Here is a 26,466-nt window from a genome sequence, read left to right on the forward strand (position 1 = left end):
GTTATGACTCAGAACCTTCTCGACCCCGGCTTCGAGCTGACTCTCCGCCCGATGCGCTACCCGGACTTCTACGAGCGCTACCGGGACGCCATCAAGAACACCTGGACCGTGGAGGAGGTCGACCTCCACTCGGACGTCGCCGACCTCGCCAAGCTCTCCCCCGCCGAACAGCACCTGATCGGCCGACTGGTGGCCTTCTTCGCCACGGGCGACTCGATCGTCGCGAACAACCTGGTGCTGACGCTGTACAAGCACATCAACTCCCCCGAGGCCCGGCTCTATCTGAGCCGCCAGCTGTTCGAGGAGGCCGTGCACGTCCAGTTCTATCTGACGCTCCTGGACACCTACCTCCCCGACCACGACGACCGGGCGGCGGCCTTCGCGGCCGTCGAGAACATCCCCTCCATCCGCGAGAAGGCCGAGTTCTGCTTCACGTGGATGGACTCGGTCGACCAGCTCGACCGCCTGGAGACACAGGCCGACCGCCGCCGCTTCCTGCTGAACCTGATCTGCTTCGCCGCGTGCATCGAGGGCCTGTTCTTCTACGGTGCCTTCGCCTACGTCTACTGGTTCCGCAGCCGGGGCCTGCTGCACGGCCTGGCCACCGGCACCAACTGGGTGTTCCGCGACGAGACCATGCACATGTCCTTCGCCTTCGACGTGGTCGACACCGTCCGCAAGGAGGAGCCGGAGCTGTTCGACGACCGGCTTCAGCAGGAGGTGACGGACATGCTCCGCGAGGCCGTCGAGGCCGAGCTGCAGTTCGCGCGCGACCTGTGCGGCGACGGCCTGCCGGGCATGAACACCGAGTCGATGCGGCAGTACCTGGAGTGCGTCGCCGACCAGCGGCTCACCCGCCTCGGCTTCGCTCCGGTGTACGGCTCCGAGAACCCCTTCTCCTTCATGGAGCTCCAGGGGGTTCAGGAGCTGACCAACTTCTTCGAGCGGCGGCCTTCCGCGTACCAGGTGGCGGTGGAGGGCACCGTCGACCTGGACGAGGACTTCTGAGGCAGCCCGCTTCCGCGGATCTCCTGGGCCTCCCTGCCCCGGCGGTCGGTGCGCCTCTCGCGCACGAGGCCGGTCACGGACGGGAGGACCAGGAGGACCAGCTGCTGGAGGCGACGGACGAGAGGATCGACGCGGCCGCGCTGCGTCACCCTTCCGTCCGGGCGGTCGGGACGACACCGAACGCCTGCCGGCGCACGTTCAGGGCCCCCAAACGGCCTGACGATCACCGGACGGTCACCTCGGCACCGGCCTCAGCAGCAGCTCGTGCGGCCGAAGCGTGATGCCCACACGCGTGTCGGCGTTGGAGCCGGCCACCGGCTCGAAGCGGTACTTGGTGGCCAGCGCCGCCGTGATGAGCGTCAGCAGGGCCATCGAGAAGTGGTCGCTCGGACACTTGCGGTTGCCCACGCTGAACGGGCTCATGGCGTGCTTCGGGATCTCCTTGACCCGGTCCGGGAGCCAGCGGTCGGGATCGAACTCCAGGTTACGGTCGTAGGACTTCGCGTCGCGCTGGATCGCGTACGGGCTGTAGACGATGTCCGCCCCGGCCGGAATCCGGTACCGGCCGAGTTCCGTGTCCCGTACCGCCCGGCGCGTCAGAATCCAGACGGCCGGGCTCAAACGCATGGACTCCACGACGACATTGTTGGTATGCCTGAGTTTTCGGACGTCTGCGAATGCCACCGGCCGCCCACCGGTGACGGCCTGCACTTCGTCGCGTACCCGGTCGGCGTGTTCAGGGTGTTCCGCGAGCGTATGCAACAGCCACATGATCGCGGAGGCGACGGTTTCACTGCCGGGGGTGAGGATCGCGACGACCTGATCATGAATCTCCTGTTCCCCGATGGGGTCACCATTCTCGTCCTTCGCCTCCAGCAATGCCGTCAGCAAATCGTCCGGCTTTTGACCGGATGCGCGGCGCTCGGCGACGATCTCGTCGACCAGGAGATGCAAATCGGCCAATGCCCGGTTGAATTCCCGGTTGGCCGGGAGGGGCAGCTTGTAGAGCGGTCCGAGCGGGACGACCATCCGCCGGTACATCCCGCGGAAGACGGTGGCGAGGGCGACACACAGCCGTTCCGCCCGCTCGTCCATGTAGTCGCCGCGCAGCAGGCAGCGGGCCGCGATGCGCACGGCCACCCGGAAGGACTCGGAGGTGCAGTCGATGGTCTCGCCCGGCTTCCAGCGCTCGGTGAGCGCGTGCGCCTCCTCCTCCATGATCGGGCCATAGGCGGGGACGGCGTCGAGCCGGAAGGCGGGCTGGATGGTGCGCCGCTGGCGCCGGTGCCGCGGGCCGTTCGCCGTGGCCACGCCCTCCTTTCCGAGCAGGCCCTCAAGGGACTCCCACAGCGGCCCGGCGATGATGAAGTCGTTGCTCAGCGCGAGGGCGCCGGTGAGATCCGGGGTGGTGACGGCGTACACCGTCTTCGGCCCGAGCTTGAGGCGCACGACGTCGCCGTGGTCGCGCAGCCGGGACATGAACGCCAGCGGGTCACGCACCAGCCTCCAGCCGTGCCCGAGGACGGGGACCCCGCCGCCCGCCCGGGGCGGTTCACACGGCTCCGGAGCCGGCGGGGTTTCAGGCTTCACGGACTCGACGGTCATTTCTCACCTGCCGCTTCGTTGTTGACGTACGGGGGCGTGGACCGGTCGTCCCAGCTGTCGACCATGTACCGGCCGGACTCGTGATGGAACCAGTAGACGGAACTGAACCAGTTCCGCATATTGCTCAGGCAGGCCCGTGCGGCGGCGCTCAGCTCCTTTCCCCGCACGGTGCCGTCGGCGAGGTCGTCGGCGAACCGTAACGCTTTCCGTTCGACGTCCATGAATTCGGTGATGCATTCCTCGACGCGGCGCCGTACTTCTACGACCGCCTGTTCCAGATTCAGCCCCTCATGGGTGATGAGGCTGATTCCGAGATTGTGCACCTCGTCGCCCGCTATTTCCTTGGGGAGCGAGCAGAGGTCGTTGTACCAGGCGGCGAACTCCTGACTCAACAGCGCCGCCCGGCGGAATGCCGGATGTTTTCTCACCGGGTCGGGGAGTTCGCACCCCGCGGTCGGCTCGAGCAGATCCGTCCATATCCAGTGCGCGAAGGTGAGCCGGCGCAGCCGGAGGTATTCCTCGACCGTGGGCACGATTCCGTGCGTGCGGTTGTGGAACTCCCGGTCGTAGGCGTCGATCACCGCGTGGAAGTGCCGGGCGAACCGGAGGTTCCATGTCCGGGGCAGGAACGCGTACAGGCGCAGGACGCTGTCCGCGAACCCGGCGACCAGTGGGTCCTCGTGGTGCAGATGCTCCCCGGGGGAGTCGAGCGCCGAGTGCAACTGGTCGCGCAGTCTCCGCCAGGCGACCGGACGGTCGTGCACGATGTCGCGGTCGTGACGGTCGTCCCAGACGAAGAACCAGGCGCTGTAGTCCGCGATCGCCTGCATGACCTCGTCTGAGGCGCCGATGTAGTACCCGGCCATGAGGTCGGTGTAGCAAAGGCCGTCGGCATATTCCGCCACCTTGTCCGCGGGCATGAGCCGCTTTTCGAGCAGCCAGGCCCGGGTCTTCTCCTGGCACTTCGGCCAATACGGGTGGAGTTGCCGGGGAAACGCCGCCTCGATCACCGGGAGAGAGAGCGACGGTGGAACCGCGATCCTGGTCGGTGCCGATGTGGTGCCATGTGACAAAGCATGCACGAACTAACCCCTCTCAGACGCCAGTTGGCGCGAGCGCCCCTCCCTTCGTGCCGGGCGTGCGCCGTTGCATACCCCGCTCACCCCTATTCAGCACTACAACTGACCGCCCTGGGAACGTATTTGCTTCATTCACTACCACACAGTGCCGGGAACCTCCCTTTGTGTGACTGGTGCTGGATCACCGGGCGAGCAGAAGCGATCGAACGTGCGACGGACAGGCGAACGACACAGACGAACGGCGTCTGTTCGGGGTGGGAATCCCGAACAGACGCCGTTCGTCTGGGTGCGGCTGAGGTCTCAGTCGTTGGCCACCACGGGGTAACGAGGCTCGTTCTCGGCCATCTGGCGCAGCGCGTCCTTGCGTTCCCTCTTGGAGAGTCGGTCGATGTACAGGTAGCCGTAGAGGTGGTCGGTCTCGTGCTGCAAACAGCGTGCGAAGTATCCGGTGCCGCGCACCTTGACCGGGTTGCCCTTCTCATCCTGCCCGGTCACCTCGGCGTAGTCGGGCCGGGCGAGCGGCGCGTACGCGGTGGGTACCGACAGGCACCCCTCGTTGCTGTCGTCCAGGCGGCGCTTGTCGGCGGGCAGTTCGACGAGCTCGGGGTTGCAGACCACGCCGGTGTGCCGGACGCCCTCGTCGTCCGGGCAGTCGTAGACGAAGACCTTCGCGTCGACGCCGATCTGGTTGGCGGCGAGTCCGACGCCCTCGGCGGTGCGCTGGCTGGCGAACATGTCCGCGACGAGCTGCTGCAGTTCCTCGCCGAAGTCGGTGACGTCCTTGCACTCCTTGTGCAGCACCGGGTTCCCGACCACCGTGATCGGCCGCGAGGTCCCCCGCTCCCGCCAGGCAGCCTCGCGCTCCTCGCAGTCCTCCGTGTCGATCACGTACCCCTCGTCATCGACGGGGAGCACTCCCGCGTGCTGCTGATCGGTGTCCTGCTGAGCCATGACGTTACGTACGCCTTCCTGAAACAAACCGGCCTGGGATGCGATACAGGGTACGCGGGTGAAACGCCCTGCTTTCAGGGGCGCGGGGAACTGCGCGAACAGCCACGGCGGACCCACGTCCGGACGACGTCCTCAGCACACTTCTTCCAGATCCCGCCAGTCCCGGGAATCCGGACTGTCGGCGACCCAGCCGTCCAGCACCCCCCGGACCAGGGAAGCCGGCGCGGCCAGCCCGCACTCCCGCTCGGGGACCCAGAGCTGCCCGTCGGTCCGGTGCCCCAGCGGCCCGGGATGCCCCGGCTCACTGTGATCGTGCGGATCCAGATGCTCCCCGTCGCCCTCGTCGGACGGCATCCGGGACTCCGAGCACATCCGGCACAGCAACCGCACCGAGGAGGACCAGTCCTCCGCGGCGAACCCGGCGTCCGCGGCAAGCTGCTCCAGCGCGTCCCGGTCCGACTCGGTCGCCGCCTCCAGCAGCACCACCCACGTCGGCACGGGCGACGGCGCCCACAGCTCGATCTCGTCGAACACCGGATACGTGTGCCCGGCGGCCGTGGTCCGCTCCCCGTGCGGCACCCCGTCGTGCAACACGACCTCACCCCAGCGCCGCCCCGACGACGGCAGCGGAATGGACAGCACCTCGATTCGCGCCGGATCCAGCCGCCGCCCCCACACGACCTCCGCCTCCCCCTCCGGGGACAGCCGTACGGCCGCGCTGCCGAGGTCCATGCCGACGGGCTCGCCGGAGTCGTTGGCAGCGCCCGGCATCCGCAGCCCGTAGGCCTGCCAGGCACGGCGGGCCAGCGGCCAGTCCTGGAGCGCGGTCGCGGCGATGCCGACGTTCCACCAGTCGGGCGCGCCGGAGTCCCGGTCCAGCAGGGCCACCGCCCTGAGGCCCGCCGCCCGGGCCTGCTCCCAGTCGTGCCGGAACTTGTGCAGCAGCGCGAGGTTGAACCAGGACTCGGAAAGCCAGGGCTCCAGATCGGCGGCACGCGTCAACAGTGCGCCGGCGTCCTCGTACCGGCCGTCGCCGATGAGTGTGAACGCCCGGTCCGTGGCCTGCCGCCAGGAGGCGGAGGGCCGGTGCCGTCCCTTGCCGAAGATCCTCACGATTCCCGCCTGCCAGTTCCGTGCGGTGGGCTGGCCGTAGCTGTGTTTCGAGCCCCCGGACACCTTCTCCTTCGCATCCAACCACGTACGCCCTCGGGGGCGCTCATTACCCATGGGTTACCCAGCCACAGGCAGCGTCAGACTGCTCCTTGCCAGTACGCGGGCCAGTGATTCCACCACCTCCGGTGCGTACGTCCCGGAGGTGGCGAGCCGGATGTCCTCCAGCGCCGTCAGCGGCCCGCCGGGACCGCCTTCCCTGGACTTCTCCTCGTACGCGTTCACGGCTCGGACGATCCGGGCGGCGAGCGGCTGTTCCGCGGAGGGGTCGGCCTGCCGCTCCACGACCACGGCGACCGCCTCGTCGACGCCCGTCTGCCGTACGACGGCCCCGCCGAGCAGCGCGATCCGCCGCTGTTCCGCCGCGGGCAGCCCGGCGGTGGCACCGGCGGGCACCGGGTCGACGAGACTCAGCTGACCGATGTCGTGCATGAGCGCGGCGTACTCCAGGACGGCCAGCTCGGGCTCGGTGAGACCCAGGTCACGCCCGACCGCCTGACTGAGCGCGGCGACGCGGCGGGCGTGCCCGCAAGGGGTGTACCCGGCGACCTCGGTCGCCCGCGCGAGGGAGGCGATGGTCTGCCGGTAGGTCGCCCGCACGGCGGCGTAGCGCCGGAAGGACATCTGGGCGAGCAGCAGCGGCACGGAGAAGACGGGCAGAGCCCACAGACCCACCACGGCGACCGCCAGCGCCATCACCGCACCCGTGGCGATGACGGCGGCCCCGATGCCACACACGGCCCGCAGCTCGTCCCGCAGCACCGGCCCGAAGGGCCAGCCGGTGCGGGAGTGGGCCAGTGCGGCGGCGAGCACCGCGTCGCACAGGGCGGTCAGGGACAGCAGCGCGAGCAGCAGCAGCGCGTAGGCGGGACCGCCCCAGTCGTCGAACATGCCCCGGTTGTAGGGGGGCTGGAAGCACACGGCGACGAACCCGACGGTGAGGACCCGGCGCGCCAGGTGGTCGAGCGTCGGCCCCTGCCCGCGTGCCACGTGCGGCACGCTGCCGAGCAGCGAGGCTGCCAGCACGACGGCCACGACCTGGGCGAGACCGTGGTGCGTGGCCTGCCCGCCCGCCTCCCCGAGCAGCGCGTACGACAGGGCCGCCGCGGCCCCGAGCGGCGCCGGCTCCCTTACCTGCGCGCCGTTGCGCCGGGAGAGTTCCCCGAGGGTGACGAGGACGCCGAAGGCCAGGGCGACCCGGCGTTCCTCCAGCCCGCTGTAGAGGGTGGCTGCGAGGGAGCCGGCGGCGAGGAGGGCGGCACAGGTGTGGACGAGGGTGAGGAGCAGCGGCCGGCGGTGCGCGCTCACCGATGGGCTCCCGACCGGCTGGAGACGGGGGCGCCGGGCGGGGGCACGCGGGGCGGGCGGGTCTCCTCGTCGTCGGCGGTCACGGCGGGATGCCACCCGGTCCGCCCGACGGCTTCGACGAGAGCCGTGACCATCACCGGGTCGAACTGGCTGCCGGCGCACCGCTCCAGCTCCGCCAGGGCCACCGCGACGGGCCGGGCCCGGCTGTAGCTCCGGGTGGAGGTCATGGCGTCGAAGGCGTCCGCGACGGCCACCACCCGGGCGGACTCCGGGATCTGACGGCCCACCAGGCCGTAGGGGTAGCCGCTGCCGTCCAGCCGCTCGTGGTGGTGCAGCACGGCGGCCCGGGCCTCGCCGAGGAAGCCGATGCCGCGCACCATCTCGTGCCCGTACTCGGGGTGCAGCTCGATCACCCGCCGCTCCTCGGGCGTCAGCGGCCCGTCCTTCCTGAGCAGCCGGGTGGGCACGCCGAGCTTGCCCACGTCGTGCAGGATCCCGGCGAAGCGGAGCACCTCGACGCGCTCGTCGTCCATGCCCAGCTCGCGCGCGATCATCATGGAGGCCTGCCCGACGCGCTCGCTGTGCCCGCGGGTGTACCCGTCCTTGATGTCGACGGCCTGCACCAGCGCCCGGATGGTCGCCTGATGTGCGGCCCGCTCCCGGTGGTACTGCGCGAACGCCCACCAGGAGACGCACATGGACAGCAGCACGAGCAGCGCGGCCACGGGCCCGTACGGGCTGCGCCACAGGACGGCCATCATCAGCCCGGCCAGCCCGTGCACGGCGATCGGCGCGAGGGAGCGCGCCATCAGGCCCCGCCATGCCCGCGGCACCGGCACCCTCCCCCACTGCCTGAAGGGTGTGGGTGGTGCCCCCGCGGCCACGGCCAGGATCCCGCCGTCCAGTAGCGCGAGCACCAGGCAGAAGGCGAGCACGGCTGCGCCGGCCGGTCCGAGCGCGCTGGGGATGTCGCCCGCGACGACCGCGTCCCGCCCGCCCAGCAGCCAGTGCACCTTCGCCGCGGCCCACACGCCGAGGACGAGCTGCGCGGCCCGCCAGATCCGCCGCAGCGCCACGGGCCGCTGTCGGACCGGCGAGAGCAGCGCACCGGGCACGGCCACCAGCGCGGCGGCGGGCGGCGGCAGCAGGAAGGCACCGGCGAGCAGCACGGGGTAGAAGGTCCCGGCCGGATGGGAGACCCCGACGAACCGGGACCGGGCGACGCACTCGCAGCCGGCGTACAGCGCGGCGAGCAGCGCGACCGCCCACCAGGGCGTGCGCAGGCCCGGCAGCGGCAGCAGGCAGAGCAGGGCGGCGACGGCGACACAGACGACATACACACGTGCCCGCGCCGGTACCGCTGTCATGAGCCCCTCCCCGGCCATGTCCGTCAGCCGGAGCCTAGGGGGGCGGAAGGGGTCTCCGCGGGCGGATGACCCGCGGATTAGCACGTTCGAGTGATGCGTTCGAGAGTGACTACCCCTGAGGAGAGCGGGGTAGTTGAAAAGCGCAGGAGTGTCAGGACTCCTGCGGCGTGGCCGACGAGGCCGTGACGTCCTGCTCGGGAACCGCCTGGCCGGAGCGGATCAGCTCGATCCGCCCCATGACCTTGTCGCGCAGGTCACCCGGCACGTCATCATGCCCGCAGCACCGCTTGACCAGCTTCTTCACGGCCTGCTCCAGCCCGTACTTCTCCAGGCAGGGCGAGCATTCCTCGAAGTGGTGCTCGAACTTGACGCAGTCCGAGTCCGGCATCTCACGGTCGAGGAACTCGTAGAGATGATCGAGGATTTCGCTGCAATCCGTCTCGTGCGGCTCTCCGCAGCTCATGACCCCGAGCCTTTCGCTTCGTTCGACTCTCCGGCGCCGGCCGGGACCATCCCGCGGTCACGGGCGTAGTCCTCCAGCATGCCGCGCAGCTGACGGCGGCCCCGGTGCAGCCGGGACATCACCGTACCGATGGGTGTCCCCATGATGTCGGCGATCTCCTTGTAGGCAAAGCCCTCGACATCCGCCAGGTAGACGGCGATGCGGAACTCCTCGGGGATCGCCTGGAGCGCTTCCTTCACGTCCGAGTCGGGCAGGTGGTCGAGCGCCTGCGACTCCGCGGAGCGCAAGCCCGTCGACATGTGCGACTCGGCGCGGGCGAGCTGCCAGTCCTCGATCTCCTCGGCCGCGGAGCGCTGCGGTTCCCGCTGCTTCTTGCGGTACGAGTTGATGAAGGTGTTGGTGAGGATCCGGTACAGCCATGCCTTGAGGTTGGTGCCCTCGCGGAACTGGTGGAAGGACGCGTACGCCTTGGCATACGTCTCCTGCACCAGGTCCTCGGCGTCGGCCGGGTTGCGCGTCATGCGCAGCGCGGCCGAGTACATCTGGTCGAGGAACTCGAGCGCGTCCCGCTCGAAGCGCGCGCTGCGCTCCGCGGCCGTCTCCGCGCCCGTGCCGCCCTGGCCCTCGGGCTGCTCCGCCTGGCCGTGTTCGGTCCCTGCGTCGGTCCCTGTGACCGGACCCACCTCCTCCAGCGTTCTCGTGAGACCGAGACCGGTCTCACCCGAATCGGAGGATAGACGACGATCCGGTCCGCCCGCCGCCCGAATAGAGGTGGTCTTGGCCGCGTGCAGCACCGTCCAGTCCAGGTCGGCACGGCTGCTGCGGCTCGAATCGGACTCTGCCGGGCGCAGCCCGTCCACGAGTTGGTGGTGGGAGGCGGGCGGGCAGGCGGTCGAACCCATGCGGCGGACTTCCTCTCCTACGACATCGGCGCTGGTCTCCAGCACGTACGTCCCGCACAACAGAGCTCGCCGCCCCGGCATTCCCGAAGCTTTACCCGAGTGACCCGGTCCACTCCACGACCGCGTCCGTGATGACCGCCACGGCCTCCTCCTGCGAGATCTCCGCACGCTTGGGCACGGCGAACCCGTGATCCCCGTACGGAACCTCCACGAGCCGGTACGCGCCCTCGGGGAACTCCTCCGGCTTCCCGAACGGGTCGTTCCCGCCCTGCACGACCAGGGTGGGCACACCGGAGCCCAGCAGCTCGGCGGCGCGGGACTTCTCCGGCTTGCCGGGCGGGTGGAGCGGGAAGCTGAGGGCGAGCACGGCGTGCGCCCCCAACTCGGTGGCGGTGCGGCAGGCCACCCGGGCCCCCGCGCTGCGCCCGCCCGGGACCACCGGCAGTCCGGGCTGCGCCAGCGCGGGCCAGATGCCGCGCCAGCCGGCGTCCAGCGTCCTGGGCGCGGGCGCCAGCTTCTTCCCCGCCACCCGCCAGGGCTGCTCCACCAGGGCCACGGTCACGCCGTGGGCGGGCAGGACGACGGCCAGGGCCTGCAGGTCGCGGGCCTCGATGCCGCCGCCGGCGCCATGGCTGACGGCGAGCACGAGCCGGGCCTTCCTCGCCCGGTGCCAGGTGATGCGGGCGGTTCCGGCCTCGGTCTCGACCGTCTCGGTGGTCGCGTCGGACCCCTTCATCACGTTCGTCATCTTCTCGCGTTCGCCACATTCATCATGTTCGTCGCATTCGTCACGTCAGAAGAGTGTGCCCTCTTCGGGCCCTTCCAGCTCCTTCAGCAGCTCCGGCCCGTTGTTGCGGACGTTGCTGACGGCCGTGGTGACGGGGTAGGCGCGCATCAGCCCGGCGGGCGGCGGCGCGAGCAGTTCGCGCAGTTCGTCGGCGTTCGTGCGGGACGGGTCCAGCCAGGCGTCCCAGCGGTCGGGCGTCAGCATCAGCGGCATCCGGGGGTGGATGTCGGCCAGCGCCCTCGGCCCGTCGGCCGGGGCCACCGCGAGCGGGCTCTGCTCGGCCTCCGTGGTGATGACCGAGCAGGTCACCCACCAGGCCCCCGGGTGGTCGTCCGGCAGCGTCCTGTCCCGCCAGAACTCGTAAAGCCCGGCCATCGCGAAGACCGACCCGTCCGCCGGAGTCACGAAGTACGGCTGCTTGCGGGGCCGCTTCTTCTTCCCCTCGACCTCCAGCTCGCGCTCCTGCGTGCCGGTGACCCACTCGTAGTAGCCGTCGGCGGGCAGAATGCAGCGCCGCGAGGTGAAGGCGCGGCGGTAGGACGGCTTCTCGTGGACGGTCTCCGCGCGGGCGTTGATCATCCGGGCGCCGCCCTCGGGGGTCTTCGACCAGGACGGGACGAGCCCCCACTTCAGCGTGCGCAGCTGCCGAACCGGCCGCGGGTCCTCCGCGTCTTTCAGGGGGCGGTCCAAGACGGCGTAGACCTCCTTGGTGGGTGCCACGTTGTAGTCGGACCCGAGGGTCTCCTCGGGCTCCCACTTCTCGATCTCAAAGATTCCTGCGAGATCCTCGGGCCTACGACTCGCCGCATACCTTCCGCACATACGTGCCACACTGCCAGATTCCATCCGACCACAGGGAGCCAACGCCTTACATGGACAGCACCGCAATCGCCTCGCTCGCCTCCCTCTGGGACGAGGTCTCCGGCACCCAGCCCGACCCCGACCTGTGGGTGGTGATCGCGACCCTGGCCGCCGCGCTCGCCGTGGTGACCCCGCACGGTCTGTGGCGCATCTCCCGCAACGCCATCACCATCGCGCACGAGGGCGGCCACGGGCTCGTGGCCCTGCTCACCGGCCGCACCCTCACGGGCATACGGCTGCACTCGGACACCAGCGGCCTGACCGTGAGCCGCGGAAAGCCGCACGGCATCGGCATGATCCTCACGGCCGCCGCCGGCTACACCGCCCCGCCCCTGCTGGGACTGGGCGGTGCGGCCCTGCTGGGCGCCGGCCGCATCACGCTGCTGCTGTGGCTGGCCACGGCCCTGCTGCTCGCCATGCTCGTGATGATCCGCAACGCGTACGGCGCCCTGACCATGATCGTCACCGGCGGACTGTTCGTTCTGGTGTCCTGGCTGGCCGGCCCTCAGGTCCAGGCCGCGTTCGCGTACTCGGTGGTGTGGTTCCTACTGGTCGGCGGGGTCCGCCCGGCGTTCGAACTCCAGGCGAAGCGGGCACGCGGCGGGGCCGGCGACTCGGACGCGGACCAGTTGTCCCGGCTGACGCACGTACCGGCGGGGCTGTGGTTCTTCCTGTTCCACGCGGTGTCACTGTGCTCGCTGCTCGGCGGCGGGCGCTGGCTGCTGGACCTGTGACCGGCCGAACCGACGGGCGCGGGGAACATCGCGCACGCCCCGGGCGGTGCCGCGCCCGGAGAACTACCTGCCCCCCTGGCTCCTTATAAAGTGAAGCCATGGCCCCGAACACCGCAGACACCGCCCTCTGGCCCGCACCGCACGCGAGCGGAGCCGTCGACGCGACGGTCCACGTGCCCGGGTCCAAGTCGGTCACCAACCGCGCCCTGGTCCTCGCCTCCCTCGCCTCCGAGCCCGGCTGGCTGCGCCGCCCGCTGCGCTCCCGCGACACCCTGCTGATGGCCGGCGCGCTGCGCGCGATGGGCATCGAGATCGAGGAGGGCGTCGGCCCCGACGGCACCGGCGAGGCCTGGCGCGTGCTCCCCACGGCCCTGCGCGGCCCGGCCACGGTCGACGTCGGCAACGCCGGCACGGTGATGCGGTTCCTGCCGCCGGTCGCCGCGCTCGCCGACGGGCCCGTCCGGTTCGACGGCGACCCCCGTTCCTACGAGCGTCCGCTGACCGGCGTCATCGACGCGCTGCGCCAGCTGGGCGCCCGGATCGACGACGACGGCCGCGGCGCGCTGCCGATCACCGTGCACGGCGGTGGTGCCCTGGACGGCGGCCCGGTCGCGATCGACGCGTCCTCCTCATCGCAGTTCGTGAGCGCTCTGCTGCTGTCCGGGCCGCGCTTCAACCAGGGCGTCGAGGTCCGGCACACCGGCGCCTCCCTGCCCTCCATGCCGCACATCCGCATGACCGTCGACATGCTGCGCGCGGTCGGCGCCCAGGTGGACACGCCCGAGTCGGGCGGCGAGCCCAACGTCTGGCGGGTCACGCCGGGCGCCCTGCTCGGCCGGGACCTGGTCATCGAGCCGGACCTGTCCAACGCGCAGCCGTTCCTGGCCGCGGCGCTGGTGACCGGCGGCAGGGTCGTCATCCCGGACTGGCCGGCCCGCACCACCCAGCCCGGTGACCGGTTGCGCGAGATCTTCACCGAGATGGGCGGCTCCTGCGAACTGACCGAGTACGGGCTCGCATTCACCGGCTCCGGCTCGGTCCACGGCATCGATGTCGACCTGAGCGAGGTCGGCGAGCTGACGCCGGGCATCGCGGCCGTCGCGGCCCTCGCGGACTCCCCGTCGACCCTGCGCGGCGTGGCTCACCTGCGCCTGCACGAGACGGACCGGCTGGCGGCGCTGACCAAGGAGATCAACGAGCTCGGCGGTGACGTGACCGAGACCGCCGACGGACTGCACATCCGCCCGCGCCGGCTGCACGGCGGGATCTTCCACACCTACGACGACCACCGCATGGCCACGGCCGGCGCGATCATCGGCCTCGCGGTCGAGGGCGTGCAGATCGAGAACGTGGCGACGACGGCCAAGACACTGCCCGGCTTCCCCGACCTGTGGACCGGGATGCTCGGGGCGTAGGACGCGGGGATCTGGTCATGCGCCGCTACGGCAAGCACACCGACGAGGACGACATCCGCACCCGCCCGGGCCGCCGGAACACCCGGCCCCGGACGAACATCCGGCCCAAGCACGAGGACGCCGCCGAGGGCCTGGTCCTCACCGTCGACCGGGGCCGCCTCACCTGCCTCGTCGGGGACCGTGTGGTCCTGGCGATGAAGGCCCGCGAGTTGGGCCGCAAAGCCGCCGTGGTCGGCGATCGCGTGGCCCTCGTGGGTGACATGTCGGGAAAGAAGGATACTCTCGCACGGATCGTCCGCATCGAGGAGCGGACCTCGGTCCTGCGCCGCACGGCGGACGACGACGATCCGTACGAGCGCGTGGTCGTGGCCAACGCCGACCAGCTGGCGGTGGTCACCGCCCTGTCCGACCCGGAGCCCCGCCCCCGCCTGATCGACCGCTGCCTGGTCGCGGCCTACGCCGGCGGCCTGGCTCCGCTACTGGTCCTGACCAAGTCGGACCTCGCCCCGCCCGACAAGCTGCTGGAGCTGTACGGCCACCTCGACATCCCCTACGTCGTCACCAGCCGCGAAGAACTGCAGAACGGCTCCGCCGTCGCCCGCGTGCGCGAGCAGCTCGACGGCAAGATCACCGCGTTCGTCGGCCACTCCGGTGTCGGCAAGACGACCCTGGTCAACGCGCTCGTCCCGGAGGAGCAACGACGGACGACGGGGCACGTGAACGCGGTGACGGGCCGCGGCCGGCACACCACCACCTCGGCGCTGGCGCTGCCGCTGGCGGGCAGCGACGGCTGGGTCGTCGACACGCCGGGTGTGCGGTCCTTCGGGCTGCACCACGTGGACCCGTCCCAGGTCATCCACGCCTTCCCCGATCTGGAGCCGGGCACGGCGGGCTGCCCGCGCGCGTGCAGTCACGACGAGCAGGACTGCGCGCTGGACGCGTGGGTCGCGGCGGGGCACGCGGATCCGGCGCGGCTGTATTCGCTGCGGCGGATGCTGGCCACGCGGGAGCGGACGGAGGGCGACTGACCTCCGCGTTGTTTGTCCTGGCGGGCGGACGGTAAGTCCATACTCGCACCGAGCCGGCCGCAAGTCCGACCCAGGCTTGACGGACCTGGCTAGCGGTCACTGGACGTGAGACACGGGGAGGACACCTCATGGCGTGGCTGCTGGTCGTCGTGGCCGGGTTGCTGGAGACCGGCTTCGCCGTGTCTTTGAAGCTGTCGCACGGCTTCACCCGGCTCTGGCCGACCATCGCGTTCTGCGTCTTCGCCCTCGGCAGTTTCGGGCTGCTGACCCTGGCGCTGCGGAGACTCGACGTGGGTCCGGCGTACGCGGTGTGGACGGGCATCGGAGCGGCGGGGACGGCGATCTACGGGATGGTGTTCCTCGGCGACCTGGTGTCGACGCTGAAGATCGTGTCGATCAGCCTCGTCATCATCGGTGTCATCGGGCTGCAGTTGTCGGGGTCGGCGCACTGACGCCCTGTCAGCGGGGTTGCCGGTGCAGGGCGCCGCGGACCAGGTCGGCGACGCCGCCCTCGCCGGGGGGCGCGGCCACGCAGGACAGGGCGAGGCGGACGGCGAGTTCACAGGAGCGGGCCAGGTCGGCGCTGTCGGACCTGGGTGTGCCGGGGCCGGCCAGCACGGTGACCGCCCGGTCCCGGACGAGGGCGACGAAGTCGCCGGGTGAGGGCAGGGGTCCGTCGGCTCGGCGCTGGGCCGGTACGGCGGAGGTGGAGGGCACGGCCGCCAAGGCCGGTGAGGGCAGGCGTTCGCTCCAGCAGCCGGTGAGCAGGGCGCGGACCAGGGAGTTGTCGCGAGCTGCGGCGGTGGTCCACTCCGCGGTGGCGGTGAGCCGGTCGCGGAGGTCGCTGTGCCCGGCGAGGGCCCGGTCGACGCCGGCGAGAAACCCGTCGGCCTCTCTCCTCACGAGGGCCCGGGCGAGGCCGTCCTTGCTCCCGAACTCGTTGTAGAGCGTCTGCCGGGACACTCCGGCCGCCGCGGCCACGTCCACCATCCGCACAGCGGACCACGGCCGGCGCGCCAGCGCCGTATAGGCGGCGTCCAGTAGAGATTCCCGCGCTGCAGGCATCATCGCCTCCCCTTGGGGCGAGCGGCTCTGCGCCCAGGTTTGACGCGCGTGGAACCACTGTCAAGGGTGCGCGAACGCACGCGGGGGCGTGTTTCAGCCGTGCAGCGCGGGCCGTTCCCGCTTCCCACACCCTTGTCCGGGCCCCCTCCGAGCCCCCTCCCCACGGGCCTTGCCCCGGCCCCTTCCCATGGCTGTACCCAGCCGCACTCACCCGCCCCCCGGCGCCGACTGCCCCTCAAGCACGTCACCCGACCACTCCCCCGCCCTCACAAACCCCCGGTAGCCCCACCCCCACCTCGGCAGATAGGTTCGTCACATGCCCGACTACCTCGACGACCTTCGTCTCGCCCATGTCCTCGCCGACGCCGCCGACGCCGCGACGACGGACCGGTTCAAGGCCCTCGACCTCAAGGTCGAGACCAAACCGGACATGACCCCGGTGAGCGAAGCGGACAAGGCCGCAGAGGAACTCATCCGCGGCCAGCTCCAGCGCGCCCGCCCGAGGGACGCGATCCTCGGCGAGGAGTACGGCGTCGAGGGCACCGGCCCCCGCCGCTGGGTGATCGACCCGATCGACGGCACCAAGAACTACGTACGCGGCGTCCCCGTCTGGGCCACCCTCATCTCCCTCATGGAAGCGGGCGAGGGCGGCTTCCAGCCCGTCGTCGGCGTCGTCTCCGCTCCCGCCCTCGGTCGCCGCTGGTGGGCCGCGAAGGGTCACGGCGCCTTCTCCGGCCGCAGCCTCACCAAGGCCTCCCGCCTGCAGGTCTCGCGGGTCTCCGAGCTCTCCGACGCCTCCTTCGCGTACTCCTCGCTCAGCGGCTGGGAGGAGCATGGCCGCCTCGACGGCTTCCTGGACCTCACCCGCGAGGTGTGGCGCACGCGCGCGTACGGCGACTTCTGGCCGTACATGATGGTCGCGGAGGGCTCGGTCGACATGTGCGCCGAGCCGGAGCTGTCCCTGTGGGACATGGCCGCCAACGCGATCATCGTCACCGAGGCCGGCGGCACGTTCACGGGGCTCGACGCCCGCCCGGGCCCGCACGGCGGCAACGCGGCCGCGTCGAACGGCCTGCTCCACGACGAACTGCTCGGGTACCTCAACCAGCGCTACTGAGCCCCCCGTTGTTACCGAGCGCCCCCTTGTTGACCCTCCCTTTGCCTGCCACTCTGAGAGTCCCCCCGCTTGTGAACTTGTGAAGCGCTGAACAAACGGCGGGGACACTCCCAGGAGGTGGCTCCATCCATGCTCGTCCGTGACGCCATGAGCACCGTCGTCCTCACCATCGGGCCGACCCACACCCTGCGCCAGGCCGCCGCGCTGATGTCCGCGCGCCGGGTGGGGGCGGCCGTCGTCCACGACCCCGACGCCGGCGGCATCGGCATCCTCACCGAACGCGACATCCTCAACTCCGTGGGTCTGGGCCAGGACCCGGACACGGAACGCGCCCACGCCCACACCACCACCGACGTCGTCTTCGCCGCTCCGGTCTGGACCCTGGAGGAAGCGGCCGGCGCCATGACACACGGCGGTTTCCGGCACCTCATCGTGCTGGACGGCGGCGAACCCGTCGGCATCGTCTCGGTCCGCGACATCATTCGCTGCTGGACTCCCGCACGACAGCAGGTTCCGGCATAACAGCACGGCCGGGCCGGGCCCCCCGAAGGGGACCCGGCCCGTCCACTACCGCAAGCGGTCCAGTGCTGGAGTTCAGCCGCGCAGGGCCTGGACCGCGGCCTCCAGCCGCTTGCCGTAGTCTCCGTCAGCCTGACGGAAGTTGTCGATCGCCCGCTCGACGATGTCGTCGCGCGAGACCTTGGCGATGAAGCCTCCAGGTTGGCGATCAGGCGCTCCCTCTCGCCTTCCGGCATGAGCCGGTAGAGGTTGCCCGCCTGCACGAAGCCGTCATCCTCGGCGTGCGCCGGAGCCGGGTGGTTTGCCCGTCGCGCCGCTCACGGCCGTGGCGGACCACAGCGGACGGTCCGTCTGGAACGGGCCGCCGAAGCTGTTCGGCTCGTAGTTCTTCGCGCCCCTGTGGCGGCCGTCGTAGAGGTACCCGTCACGGGAGTTGGTGCGCGCCACGGTGGCGTGCGGGCGGTTCACCGGCAGGTTGGTCGGCGTTGATGCCGACGCGGTAGCGGTGGGCGTCGCCGTAGACGAAGAGCCGGCCCTGGAGCATCTTGTCCGGGGACGGGCCGATGCCCGGCACGAAGTGGGCGGGGCCGAAGATCGACTGCTCGACCTCGGCGAAGATGTTCTCCGGGTTGCGGTTGAGCTCCAGCTTGCCGATCTCCACCACCGGGCATTCCGCGTGCGGCCAGAGCTTGGTCAGGTCGAACGGGTTGAACCCGTACGTCGCCGCCTCGGCCACCGGCATGATCTGCACGCCGACGGTCCAGGTCGGGCACGCGCCGCGCTCGATTGCCTCGCGCGGGTCGCGCTGGTGGGCCGGCTTGCACCATCCCTGACCGATCCTGTCCCTCGGTCAAAGCCGTTCTCGATCCTACAATAGACTTTGTCTAAAACAATTGGGACCCTAAACTCACACCTGTTCGGGACCTGGTCGTCTTTGCTGTTAGGCTGATGGCTATGAGTGACCTTCTGGAACGGCTGCGCGGACGCGGATGGCGGATGACCGCGCAGCGGCGCGTCGTGGCCGAGGTCCTCGACGGCGAACACGTCCATCTGACGGCCGACGAGGTCCACGCCCGGGCTGTCACCAAGCTGCCCGAGATCTCCCGGGCGACCGTCTACAACACACTCGGTGAACTCGTGACCCTCGGCGAGGTGCTGGAGGTCTCCACCGACCAGCGCGCCAAGCGGTACGACCCGAACGCCCACCGGCCGCACCACCACCTGGTCTGCGCCCAGTGCGGAGCGATCCGCGACGTCCACCCGGTCGGCAACCCCCTGGCGGATCTCCCCGACTCGGAGCGCTTCGGTTTCATGGTCTCCGACGTCGAGGTGACGTACCGCGGCGTCTGCCCGAACTGCGCGGCGGCCTAGCCTTCCCGCACGACAGCCCCGGCACCGATGGGTGCCGGGGCTGTCTGCTTCCCACGCGACTTTGTGCTTCCACGCAAACACCGAGGGTCGGAACCCTTTCGGATTCCGACCCTCGGCCTTCAGTAGCGGGGACAGGATTTGAACCTGCGACCTCTGGGTTATGAGCCCAGCGAGCTACCGAGCTGCTCCACCCCGCGCCGTTGGATGCAACGTTACGTCACTGACGAGGACAGATGCAAATCGCTTAACGCCGAGCCACGCCTGCGGGCCCCTGTCCCCTTGCGGACTGCCGCCGCCCACTCGGCTCCGCGCCGCCGACCCCGCCCGGCTCCGCGCCGCCAGTCCAGCTCGCCTTCGCGCCGCCGACCCGCTCGGCCGCGCCGCCACCGGCCCGCCGGGCGGTGACCGCCCGCCTCCTGCTCAGCCGCCGGCCGCCGGTCCCGATGGCTGCGGGCACCGCGCCGCTGGTACGCCACCGGTAGACGCAACGGCAACCCACCGCGCCGGCTGAGGACCCAGCCGGCCTCAGCACCCCCGCCGAGCACCTCACAGACCGGCCGCGCCTCAGGCCGACAGTTCCTGCCGCAGCGCGTCCCGCAGCCGGGCCGCCCTCTCCGCCACTGACGCCGGCCCGAGCGACACCGCCCGGTCAGCCCACCGCTGTCCTTCCGCCAGCTCCCCTTGACGCGCATAGACGAGGGCCAGCCGCAACGCCGCCCGCCCGTGCCCGGCGTCGGCCGCCCGCGTCCACCAGACCGCCGCCTCGGGCTCACTCCCCTCCCGGGCCAATAGCAGCCCGAGATTGAACGCCCCGTTGCGGGACCCGGCCTCGGCCGCCTCCCGGTACCACCGGGCCGCCTCGACGACATCGCCCCGGGCCGCGGCCAGCATGCCCACCCGGACCTGCGCCCGCCGATGCCCCTGCGAGGCCGCCCGCTCGTACCACTCCTCGCACTCGCTCCGCCGGTGCACCGGCTCCCCGAGCTCATGCGCCGGCTCCGGCGGCCGCCGCGCGTCAAGCACGGTCGCCAGCCGGTACGCGGCCTCCGCGCTGCCGCCCCCGGCCGCACACCGCAGATGCCGCTCGGCTTCCTGCTCGTCGCCCTCCCGCAGCCGCGCCATGCCGACCTGCAGCGCCGCCTCGGTGTGCCCGGCGGCCGCGGCACGCTCGTACCAGCCGAGGGCGGCCTTCTCCTCGCCCCGCCCGGCGTTCAGGATGCCCAGGTTGAACGCGGCGTCCACGCTCCCGGCCTCCGCGGCCTTGGAGAACCACGGCTCCGCGCCGGTCTCGTCCCCGCCCTGCAGCAACAGGATCGCCAGCGCGTTCGCGGCCTCCCGGTGCCCTGCGTAGGCCGCGCGCCGGTACCACTGCTCGGCCTGCGGGGTGCGCCCCTGCTCGGCGCAGAGCAGCCCGAGGTTGTACGCGCCGTTCACGTCGCCCGCGTCCATCGCGGCCCGGTACCACCGCTCGGCGGTCTGGGTCTCGCCCCGCTCGGCGTGCAGCGCGCCCAGCGCGTTCGCCGCGTTGCCGTCACCGTCCTGGGCAGCCCGGAGCCACCACACGGCGGCATTCTCGGTGTCGCCCGCGTCGCGCAGGAGGAAGCCGAGCGCACAGGCGGCCCGCGCCTCGCCGTCCTTGGCGGACGTCAGGTACCAGCGTCCGGCCTCCTTGAGCTCGCCGCGCCGCTCCAGGATGGTCCCGAGGTGCAGCGCGGCACGCCGGTGGCCGCGCGCCGCGGCCTGCCGGTACCACTGCTCGGCCTCGTCGGACACCTGGACACCGTCGTCACCGTCGGTCTCCCCCGCCGCCTTGCGGTCCAGTACCCGTGCCAGGCGGTACGCGGCCTCCCGGTGCCCGCGCTCGGCCGCGGCCCGCATCCACTGCTCGGCCATGGCCTCACCGCGGTGCTCCAGCAGGTCGGCGAGCGCGTACGCGCCCAGCGTGTGGCCCTGTTCGGCGGACTGGCGCAGCCAGTACTCGGCGGCGGGTTCGTCACCACGCTCGCGGTGGTGCCGGCCGAGCGCGTGCGCGGCCGCCGCGGATCCGGCGACGGCGGCGATCCGCCACCACCCGGCGGCCTCGTCGGCGTATCCGCGCTGATGGAGCAGCACTCCGAGGTTGTTGGCGGCGGCCCGGTCGCCCGCGGCGGTGGCGGCACGGAGATGGGCTTCGGCACCGTCGAGATCACCACGGCGCAGCAGCATGGCCCCGAGGACACTCATCGCCTCGACGTCGCCGGCCTCCGCGGCGAGCCGCTGACGCAGCTCTTCGGCGGCCTCGTCGGCGAGTTCCCCGGCCTCGTCCGGGGTGTCGGTGTCCTCCCGGCTGGAAGTCTGCACAAAACGCCCTGTCTCGAACAGAGTTGCCTTGTCCCCCATAACGTCCATCGTCGCACCACCTGCAACCTGGGTACACCTGGTATACCGCAGCCAGTGAGGTCACTACAGCGTTTTGTCGACATGCCCACAGAGAGACAAGTCAAACACAGATTGCTCAACTCCCCCCGGCGGCACGGCCACAGCCAGCGCCAGCACATGCGTTCACACATCACGAAGGCCCGGATTCCTCTGTGGAATCCGGGCCTTCGTTGCCGCTTGGTCACTCGGACGTCGCGACTGCAGTAGCGGGGACAGGATTTGAACCTGCGACCTCTGGGTTATGAGCCCAGCGAGCTACCGAGCTGCTCCACCCCGCGCCGTTGTGTTCACAACCGTATCACGGCGCGGGGTGAGCATTTCACCAGGCCAGGGCCTAACTGCTCGGCTTCGGACTCGGACTGCCGCTCGGGGCGGCACTGGGCTTGCTCTCGCCGCCCCCGGCGCCCCCGCCCGCCTCGGCCTGCGCGTCCTCGGCCCGCCGCAGGGCGTCCTCGAGGTCCTTCTGCGCCCGGCCGTACGCCTCCCAGTCGTTCTCCTTCAGGGCCTCCTGGCCCGCGTCGAACGCCTTCTGGGCATCCTCCAGGGCCTCTTGGACCGTCGGGTTGTCGGACGTCGGCGGTGGCGTCGTGGTGTCACCCTCGTCCGGTGGCTCCGGAGCCTGCTCCTCCGTTCCGAAGACCTTGTTGAGGGCCTCGTCGAGGGTGTCCTCGAAGGCGGTCTGGCCTCCGTAGGTGACCAGCACCTTCCGCAGCAGCGGATACTTCAGTCCACCACCGCGAACGTAGACCGGCTCCACGTAGAGCAGTCCGCCGTCGAGCGGCACCGTCAGCAGGTTGCCGTACTCGACTTCGGAGTCGCCGCCTCTCAGAAGCCTGATGGACTCGGCGATCTCCTCTTGCGAGTTGAACTGGCTCTGGACCTGCTTGGGTCCGTTGACCGTCGTGTTCGTCGGCAGTTTCAGGATTCTGATCTTGCCGTAGTCATCGGTGCCCGCCTCGGCGTCGACCGCCATGAACGCGCTGAGGTTGTCCCGGCCGTTGGGCGTGAAGGTCGTCGTCAGCGAGAACGCCTGGGCCTCCTGGTCGGGCATTCTCATGCTCAGGTAGTACGGCGGCACCGCGTTGCCCGACTGGTTCGTCGGGTCGTCCGGCACCTGCCACACCTCACTGCCGCTGAGGAACGTCGTCGCGTCCTTCACGTGGTAGCGCGTGAGCAGCTCCCGCTGGACCTTGAACAGGTCCTGGGGGTAGCGCAGATGGTCCATCAGCGACTTGGAGATCTCGCTCTTGGGCTCCACCGTGTCCGGGAAAGCCTTCATCCAGGTCTTCAGGACCGGATCCTTGGTGTCCCACTGGAAGAGCTTGACCTCGCCGGAGTAGGCGTCAACGGTCGCCTTCACCGAGTTGCGGATGTAGTTGACCTGGTTCTGCTGGGCCACCACCGCGCGGTTGTTGTTGGCGGCGGTCAGCGAGTCGGCCGTGGTGTCACCGAGGGTCGTACGCGAGGCGTACGGGTATCCGTTCGTCGTCGTATACGCGTCGACGATCCACTGGATACGGCCGTCCACGACCGCCGGGTAGGCGTCGCCGTCGATGGTCAGCCAGGGGGCGACCGCTTCGACGCGCTCCTTGGGCGTGCGGTTGTACAGGATCCGCGAACCCTCGCCGATGGCACCCGAGTACAGGATCTGCGGCTCGCCGAGCGCCGCCGCGTACGCGGCCCGGTTGACCGGGCTGGAGAGGTTGACCCCGCTGTCACCCTTGTAGCTGGTGGTCTTCTCGCCGTTGTCGTCGGAGTAGTCGATCTCCTTCTGGGGACCGCCGACGATCGAATACGTGTTGGTCTTCTCGCCGTAGTAGACGCGCTGCTCGTACGTGCCGAGGGTGCCCTTGGAGGGCAGGTCGGACTCCGTGAAGACCGGGCGTCCCTGCGCGTCGGCGCTGGTGCCCTCGGCGGCGACCACTCCGTAGCCGTGGGTGTAACGGAAGTGGTTGTTGATCCAGTTCTTCTTCGGGATGCCCGCGAGGTTGATCTCACGCAGGCCGATGACCGTGTCCTGGTCCTTGCCGTCCTTGGTGTAGCGATCGACGTCCAGGTTGTCCGGGAACGCGTAGTAGTTCCTGATCTGCTGGAGCTGCTGGAACGTCGGCGAGACGATGTTCGGGTCCATGATCCGGATGCTCGCCGTGGAATCGACGTCGTCGCGGAGCTGGGTCTTGTCCTCGGTCTTCCTCGTGCCCGAGTAGTCCGTGACCTGGGTGCCGTCGATGCCGTAGGCCTTGCGCGTCGCCTCGAGGTTCTTCTCGACGTACGGCGCCTCCTTGGCCTGCTCGTTCGGCTGGACCTGGAACTTCTGCACGATCGCCGGGTACAGGCCGCCGATGAGGATCGCGGAGAGCACCATCAGGCCGAAGCCGATCACGGGCAGCTGCCAGGTCCGCCGCCACAGGGTGGCGAAGAACAGCAGCGCGCAGATGACGGCGATGCAGAACAGGATCGTCTTGGCCGGCAGATAGGCGTTGGCGTCGACGTACCTCAGGCCCGTCCAGTTGTCGGTCGCCCGGAAGTCGCTGGACTTCACCGCGAGTCCGTACCGGTCGAGCCAGTAGGCGACCGCCTTCAGGGCGACGAAGATGCCGATGAGCACCGACAGATGCCCGGTGGCCGCCGCCGTGGCGCGGGCGCCGGGGCTGGTGACGCGCAGCCCGCCGTACAGGTAGTGGGTGAGCGCGGCGGCGATCACGGACAGGATCGCGGCGGCGAAGCCGAAGCCGAGCAGGAACCGGTACCAGGGCAGGTCGAAGGCGTAGAAGGAGACGTCCAGGTTGAACTGGGGGTCCTTCTGGCCGAAGGGCACGCCGTTGACCCACATCAGCCACGTGCGCCACTGGCCGGAGGCCGAGGCGCCGGCGATCAGGCCCACCAGGGCGGTGATCCCGAGCAGCAGCCACTTCTTGTAGGGCGCGATGCCCATCCTGTATCGGTCGAGGTTCTGCTGCTCCATCGACATGGCGCTCAGCGGCGGCCGCATCCGATGCGCCAGCCAGATGTTGAAGCCGACGGCGAGAGCCATGAGCAGACCGAAGACGAAGAAGAGCCCGATCTTGGTCCACAGGGTGGTGGTGAAGACGGAGGAGTACTTCACCGACCGGTACCAGAGCCAGTCCGTCCAAAAGCCCGCGAACATGGTGAACGTCATGCCGAGAACGGCCAGGACGCCCAGCGTCATGAGCAGGGTCCGGACACGCCGGGACGGGCGGCCCACTCTGATCCGCGGCCCCGTCGGGCCTCCGCCGCGGTCCGGCATCTGGAAAGCCAAGGTGCGCACCTCAAAGTTCGCTGTTGATTCGTCAGGCCCGCGTCTTCACGGACCGCTCTGTGGCCCCCGTGATCGTGGGCCCCCACCTATGCAACTTACTCACCGTTTACTCGGTTCCCGATTCCGGCCAGGAACGAGGCAGGATTGTGACCATGTCCAACACTCCCATGGCTGCCAACCCGCTCACCCGGGCCGTGCTCGAGATCGACGAGTACGTCTCCGGCCTCGGCTGGGACCAGCCGGCCCGCCTCTTCGCCCTCGTCGACACCGCCCGACTGCGAGCCGAACAACCCTCGCTCGCCGACCGGCTCGGTCTGGGCGACGAGCCGGAGACCACCGGCCTCACCCCGATCGAGCAGGACGAAGTTCCAACGGGCAAGCCGCTCGATGAGTTCCTCGCCACCATCGCCTGGCCCGACGCGGTGGCCGGCTGCGCCCTGACCGTGGAGCGCCTGATGCTGCCGCCGTCCGCGGAGGCCCAGGTTCCGAAGGATCTGAGCGAGGCGGCGCTGACGAAGTGGGTGGCGGACCACCCGGAGCGGCAGGAGGTCCGCATGACGGTCGCGGTCCTGCGCGACGGCACCCGCGACTCGGCCCTGCGCCTGCGTGAGAAGGACTCCCCCACGGAGGTCCTGACCGGCTCCGACCTCGTCCCCGGGCTGGCGGGGGCGCTGTCGGCGACGTTCGAGGAGTAAGGGGTTCTTTCACTATGCCCGTCCGGGTCGCGTGGTCTGGTGCCGTGCATCGCAAGGCGCCAGACCACGTGACCTGATCGGACGCCCATGGTGAAAGGACCCCTAAGCGCCGGGAGGACCGTGTGGCCCGGTCTGCCGGGCCCTTGGTCCGCGGCGCCTACTTACCGCACGTCGGAAGATCCGCGGTGTCCCCGCTGCGGAGGTCCTCGAGGGCGCCGAGGGCGTCCTCGATGGTGTCCACCTCGATGAGGGTAAGGCCCTCGGGGGTGTCCTTGACGGCGGCCGCGCAGTTGTCGGCGGGCGTCAGGAAGTACTGCGCGCCCTTGGCCCGCGCGCCCACGGTCTTCATCTCGATGCCGCCGATCGGGCCGACCTTGCCGGCGTCGTCGATCGTGCCCGTGCCTGCCACGAACTTGCCGCCGGTCAGACTGCCGGGCGTGAGCTTGTCGTAGATGCCGAGCGCGAACATCAGCCCGGCGCTCGGCCCACCGACGTCCGCCAGCTTGATGTCGATGGTGAACGGGAAGGTGTGGTCGGTCCCCGCGGAAATCCCCACGACGGCGCGCTTCTCGCCGGTGTCGTCGGACGTCGTCGTGGTGATGGTGACGTTCTCCGTCCTGGTCGGCGTCCGCTTCTCCTTTTCCGCGGCAACCTGCTCCTTGGCCGGCACGATCGTGAAGCGCACGTCCTGGCCGGGCTTGTGCTCGGTGACCAACTTCGCAACGTCGGCCGGCGCCTTCACCGCCGTACCGTCGACGGCCTTGATCACGTCCCCGGCGTGCAGCTTGCCCTCGGCCGGGGAGCCCTTGACGACCGTGGAGACGATCACCCACGACTTCACCGGAACGTCGAGTTCCTTCAGGGCGGCCACCTTGGCGCTCTCCTGGGACTGGCTGAACTCCTCGGCGTTCTCCTGGGTGGACTGCTCCTCGGTCTTGCCGTCCGGATAGAGCGTCTCGCGCGGCACGACCTTGTTGTCGTGCGCGAGCCAGCCGTAGACGGCCTCGACCAGGTTCATCCGGTAGTCGGCGCTCGTGACCCGGACCGTGGTCATGTTCAGATGCCCACTGGTCGTATAGGTCTTCCGTCCCGCGATCTGCAGCACCGGCTCGCCATCGTGATCGCCCAGCGTGTTCACCGTCGGCCCCGGGGACATCTCCGCATACGGCACGGGGATGAACACTCCCGCGCACAGGAGCGCGATCAGCATCAGGGTGGAGGCGAGCATCGTCGCGGTGCGGCGTGGCATGACTCGACAGTACGGGACGGTCCTGTCAGCGCACCGTCAGGGCCGCCCGTACGGGGCGACCCTGCGCTTTATAG

Annotated in this window: 23 protein-coding genes, 2 tRNA genes and 1 pseudogene; 9 read left to right on the top strand and 17 right to left on the bottom strand. The window is 70.3% G+C overall.

Going from position 1 to position 26,466, the window contains the following annotated elements:
• Positions 1-3 precede the first annotated feature (3 nt).
• Entirely contained in the window at positions 4-1,008 is a 1,005-nt protein-coding gene (locus tag ACZ5TL_RS23780; RefSeq protein WP_468592197.1) for a ribonucleotide-diphosphate reductase subunit beta, read from the top strand.
• 234 nt (positions 1,009-1,242) lie between these two features.
• Here ACZ5TL_RS23780 and ACZ5TL_RS23785 read toward each other — a convergent pair whose 3' ends face one another.
• The 10 genes from ACZ5TL_RS23785 to ACZ5TL_RS23830 form a co-directional block, all read right to left on the bottom strand.
• Positions 1,243-2,613: a bifunctional albaflavenone monooxygenase/terpene synthase gene (locus ACZ5TL_RS23785; protein ID WP_468592198.1), complete on the bottom strand. Its 1,371-nt coding sequence runs from the start codon at positions 2,611-2,613 to the stop codon at positions 1,243-1,245.
• Complete coding sequence (gene cyc1 / locus ACZ5TL_RS23790) at positions 2,610-3,695, bottom strand: epi-isozizaene synthase (RefSeq protein ID WP_468592200.1); 1,086 nt, start codon at positions 3,693-3,695, stop codon at positions 2,610-2,612. Before cyc1 ends, ACZ5TL_RS23785 begins: the two co-directional genes overlap by 4 nt.
• Before the next feature lie 297 nt (positions 3,696-3,992).
• The gene (gene def / locus ACZ5TL_RS23795) at positions 3,993-4,643 is read right to left on the bottom strand and encodes a peptide deformylase (protein ID WP_468592201.1); all 651 of its coding nucleotides are present in this window, start codon (positions 4,641-4,643) and stop codon (positions 3,993-3,995) included.
• A 132-nt stretch (positions 4,644-4,775) separates the two neighbouring features.
• On the bottom strand, positions 4,776-5,756 hold the full coding sequence (locus ACZ5TL_RS23800; protein WP_468592306.1) for a tetratricopeptide repeat protein: 981 nt from the start codon (positions 5,754-5,756) through the stop codon (positions 4,776-4,778).
• Positions 5,757-5,873: 117 nt separating this feature from the next.
• Entirely contained in the window at positions 5,874-7,121 is a 1,248-nt protein-coding gene (locus ACZ5TL_RS23805) for an HD domain-containing protein (RefSeq protein WP_468592202.1), read from the bottom strand.
• Complete coding sequence (locus ACZ5TL_RS23810) at positions 7,118-8,488, bottom strand: HD-GYP domain-containing protein (protein WP_468592203.1); 1,371 nt, start codon at positions 8,486-8,488, stop codon at positions 7,118-7,120. The genes ACZ5TL_RS23805 and ACZ5TL_RS23810 overlap by 4 nt, the downstream gene beginning before the upstream one ends.
• Positions 8,489-8,639: 151 nt before the next feature.
• Positions 8,640-8,951 (bottom strand): mycothiol system anti-sigma-R factor, encoded by a 312-nt coding sequence (gene rsrA, locus ACZ5TL_RS23815; RefSeq protein ID WP_401479417.1) that lies wholly within the window; start codon positions 8,949-8,951, stop codon positions 8,640-8,642.
• Positions 8,948-9,634, bottom strand: coding sequence for an RNA polymerase sigma factor SigR (gene sigR / locus ACZ5TL_RS23820; RefSeq protein ID WP_189723136.1), 687 nt, complete (start codon positions 9,632-9,634; stop codon positions 8,948-8,950). Before sigR ends, rsrA begins: the two co-directional genes overlap by 4 nt.
• 310 nt (positions 9,635-9,944) lie before the next feature.
• Entirely contained in the window at positions 9,945-10,601 is a 657-nt protein-coding gene (locus tag ACZ5TL_RS23825; RefSeq protein ID WP_468592204.1) for an alpha/beta hydrolase family protein, read from the bottom strand.
• A gap of 45 nt (positions 10,602-10,646) precedes the next feature.
• Positions 10,647-11,462 carry an SOS response-associated peptidase gene (locus tag ACZ5TL_RS23830; RefSeq protein ID WP_468592205.1) on the bottom strand — a complete coding sequence of 272 codons (816 nt, stop codon included), beginning with the start codon at positions 11,460-11,462 and terminating at the stop codon, positions 10,647-10,649.
• Positions 11,463-11,512: 50 nt separating this feature from the next.
• On the opposite strand from ACZ5TL_RS23830, the gene ACZ5TL_RS23835 reads away from it, so the two are divergent.
• From ACZ5TL_RS23835 to ACZ5TL_RS23850, 4 genes are all read left to right on the top strand, one after another.
• Positions 11,513-12,235 (top strand): M50 family metallopeptidase, encoded by a 723-nt coding sequence (locus ACZ5TL_RS23835; RefSeq protein WP_468592206.1) that lies wholly within the window; start codon positions 11,513-11,515, stop codon positions 12,233-12,235.
• A gap of 98 nt (positions 12,236-12,333) precedes the next feature.
• Positions 12,334-13,650 carry a 3-phosphoshikimate 1-carboxyvinyltransferase gene (gene aroA / locus ACZ5TL_RS23840; RefSeq protein WP_468592207.1) on the top strand — a complete coding sequence of 439 codons (1,317 nt, stop codon included), beginning with the start codon at positions 12,334-12,336 and terminating at the stop codon, positions 13,648-13,650.
• 17 nt (positions 13,651-13,667) lie between these two features.
• The gene (gene rsgA / locus ACZ5TL_RS23845) at positions 13,668-14,678 is read left to right on the top strand and encodes a ribosome small subunit-dependent GTPase A (protein ID WP_468592208.1); all 1,011 of its coding nucleotides are present in this window, start codon (positions 13,668-13,670) and stop codon (positions 14,676-14,678) included.
• A gap of 128 nt (positions 14,679-14,806) precedes the next feature.
• A complete protein-coding gene (locus ACZ5TL_RS23850; protein WP_468592209.1) occupies positions 14,807-15,130 on the top strand; it encodes a DMT family transporter in 324 nt (107 codons plus the stop codon).
• A gap of 7 nt (positions 15,131-15,137) precedes the next feature.
• Here the strand turns inward: ACZ5TL_RS23850 and ACZ5TL_RS23855 are convergent, their stop codons facing one another.
• Positions 15,138-15,746, bottom strand: coding sequence for a TetR/AcrR family transcriptional regulator (locus ACZ5TL_RS23855; protein WP_468592210.1), 609 nt, complete (start codon positions 15,744-15,746; stop codon positions 15,138-15,140).
• Positions 15,747-16,059: 313 nt separating this feature from the next.
• Here ACZ5TL_RS23855 and hisN point away from each other — a divergent pair, with 313 nt between their 5' ends.
• Together hisN and ACZ5TL_RS23865 are read left to right on the top strand one after the other, a co-directional pair.
• A complete protein-coding gene (hisN, locus tag ACZ5TL_RS23860; RefSeq protein ID WP_468592211.1) occupies positions 16,060-16,860 on the top strand; it encodes a histidinol-phosphatase in 801 nt (266 codons plus the stop codon).
• Positions 16,861-16,989: 129 nt separating this feature from the next.
• On the top strand, positions 16,990-17,382 hold the full coding sequence (locus ACZ5TL_RS23865; RefSeq protein ID WP_468592212.1) for a CBS domain-containing protein: 393 nt from the start codon (positions 16,990-16,992) through the stop codon (positions 17,380-17,382).
• A gap of 72 nt (positions 17,383-17,454) precedes the next feature.
• Here ACZ5TL_RS23865 and ACZ5TL_RS23870 read toward each other — a convergent pair.
• Positions 17,455-18,193, bottom strand: a pseudogene (locus ACZ5TL_RS23870) (catalase); the annotation flags it as partial.
• Positions 18,194-18,333: 140 nt separating this feature from the next.
• On the opposite strand from ACZ5TL_RS23870, the gene ACZ5TL_RS23875 reads away from it, so the two are divergent.
• On the top strand, positions 18,334-18,750 hold the full coding sequence (locus tag ACZ5TL_RS23875) for a Fur family transcriptional regulator (RefSeq protein WP_468592213.1): 417 nt from the start codon (positions 18,334-18,336) through the stop codon (positions 18,748-18,750).
• Positions 18,751-18,873: 123 nt separating this feature from the next.
• Here ACZ5TL_RS23875 and ACZ5TL_RS23880 read toward each other — a convergent pair.
• The 4 genes from ACZ5TL_RS23880 to ACZ5TL_RS23895 form a co-directional block, all read right to left on the bottom strand.
• A tRNA-Met gene (locus ACZ5TL_RS23880) sits at positions 18,874-18,947 on the bottom strand.
• A gap of 367 nt (positions 18,948-19,314) precedes the next feature.
• Positions 19,315-21,138: a tetratricopeptide repeat protein gene (locus ACZ5TL_RS23885; protein ID WP_468592214.1), complete on the bottom strand. Its 1,824-nt coding sequence runs from the start codon at positions 21,136-21,138 to the stop codon at positions 19,315-19,317.
• A 234-nt stretch (positions 21,139-21,372) separates the two neighbouring features.
• Positions 21,373-21,446, bottom strand: a tRNA-Met gene (locus ACZ5TL_RS23890).
• A 56-nt stretch (positions 21,447-21,502) separates the two neighbouring features.
• Positions 21,503-24,436, bottom strand: a complete 2,934-nt coding sequence (locus ACZ5TL_RS23895) for a UPF0182 family membrane protein (RefSeq protein WP_468592307.1) — start codon at positions 24,434-24,436, stop codon at positions 21,503-21,505.
• 164 nt (positions 24,437-24,600) lie between these two features.
• Here ACZ5TL_RS23895 and ACZ5TL_RS23900 point away from each other — a divergent pair, with 164 nt between their 5' ends.
• Positions 24,601-25,143: a PPA1309 family protein gene (locus ACZ5TL_RS23900; RefSeq protein ID WP_468592215.1), complete on the top strand. Its 543-nt coding sequence runs from the start codon at positions 24,601-24,603 to the stop codon at positions 25,141-25,143.
• Between the two features lie 157 nt (positions 25,144-25,300).
• Here ACZ5TL_RS23900 and ACZ5TL_RS23905 read toward each other — a convergent pair whose 3' ends face one another.
• Positions 25,301-26,392 carry a YlbL family protein gene (locus tag ACZ5TL_RS23905; protein WP_468592216.1) on the bottom strand — a complete coding sequence of 364 codons (1,092 nt, stop codon included), beginning with the start codon at positions 26,390-26,392 and terminating at the stop codon, positions 25,301-25,303.
• Between the last annotated feature and the right edge of the window lie 74 nt (positions 26,393-26,466).

The sequence above is a fragment of the Streptomyces sp. NPDC033136 genome, from assembly GCF_055578235.1.

Excerpts from the sequence above, each read along its gene's own strand:
- ACZ5TL_RS23780 (WP_468592197.1), top strand. The coding sequence starts at position 4 with ATGACTCAGAACCTTCTCGACCCCGGCTTCGAGCTGACTCTCCGCCCG.
- ACZ5TL_RS23785 (WP_468592198.1), bottom strand. The coding sequence starts at position 2,613 with ATGACCGTCGAGTCCGTGAAGCCTGAAACCCCGCCGGCTCCGGAGCCG.
- def (WP_468592201.1), bottom strand. The coding sequence starts at position 4,643 with ATGGCTCAGCAGGACACCGATCAGCAGCACGCGGGAGTGCTCCCCGTC.
- ACZ5TL_RS23810 (WP_468592203.1), bottom strand. The coding sequence starts at position 8,488 with ATGACAGCGGTACCGGCGCGGGCACGTGTGTATGTCGTCTGTGTCGCC.
- rsrA (WP_401479417.1), bottom strand. The coding sequence starts at position 8,951 with ATGAGCTGCGGAGAGCCGCACGAGACGGATTGCAGCGAAATCCTCGAT.
- ACZ5TL_RS23825 (WP_468592204.1), bottom strand. The coding sequence starts at position 10,601 with ATGACGAACGTGATGAAGGGGTCCGACGCGACCACCGAGACGGTCGAG.
- ACZ5TL_RS23830 (WP_468592205.1), bottom strand. The coding sequence starts at position 11,462 with ATGTGCGGAAGGTATGCGGCGAGTCGTAGGCCCGAGGATCTCGCAGGA.
- ACZ5TL_RS23835 (WP_468592206.1), top strand. The coding sequence starts at position 11,513 with ATGGACAGCACCGCAATCGCCTCGCTCGCCTCCCTCTGGGACGAGGTC.
- aroA (WP_468592207.1), top strand. The coding sequence starts at position 12,334 with ATGGCCCCGAACACCGCAGACACCGCCCTCTGGCCCGCACCGCACGCG.
- rsgA (WP_468592208.1), top strand. The coding sequence starts at position 13,668 with ATGCGCCGCTACGGCAAGCACACCGACGAGGACGACATCCGCACCCGC.
- ACZ5TL_RS23850 (WP_468592209.1), top strand. The coding sequence starts at position 14,807 with ATGGCGTGGCTGCTGGTCGTCGTGGCCGGGTTGCTGGAGACCGGCTTC.
- ACZ5TL_RS23855 (WP_468592210.1), bottom strand. The coding sequence starts at position 15,746 with ATGATGCCTGCAGCGCGGGAATCTCTACTGGACGCCGCCTATACGGCG.
- hisN (WP_468592211.1), top strand. The coding sequence starts at position 16,060 with ATGCCCGACTACCTCGACGACCTTCGTCTCGCCCATGTCCTCGCCGAC.
- ACZ5TL_RS23865 (WP_468592212.1), top strand. The coding sequence starts at position 16,990 with ATGCTCGTCCGTGACGCCATGAGCACCGTCGTCCTCACCATCGGGCCG.
- ACZ5TL_RS23875 (WP_468592213.1), top strand. The coding sequence starts at position 18,334 with ATGAGTGACCTTCTGGAACGGCTGCGCGGACGCGGATGGCGGATGACC.
- ACZ5TL_RS23885 (WP_468592214.1), bottom strand. The coding sequence starts at position 21,138 with ATGGACGTTATGGGGGACAAGGCAACTCTGTTCGAGACAGGGCGTTTT.
- ACZ5TL_RS23895 (WP_468592307.1), bottom strand. The coding sequence starts at position 24,436 with ATGCCGGACCGCGGCGGAGGCCCGACGGGGCCGCGGATCAGAGTGGGC.
- ACZ5TL_RS23900 (WP_468592215.1), top strand. The coding sequence starts at position 24,601 with ATGTCCAACACTCCCATGGCTGCCAACCCGCTCACCCGGGCCGTGCTC.
- ACZ5TL_RS23905 (WP_468592216.1), bottom strand. The coding sequence starts at position 26,392 with ATGCCACGCCGCACCGCGACGATGCTCGCCTCCACCCTGATGCTGATC.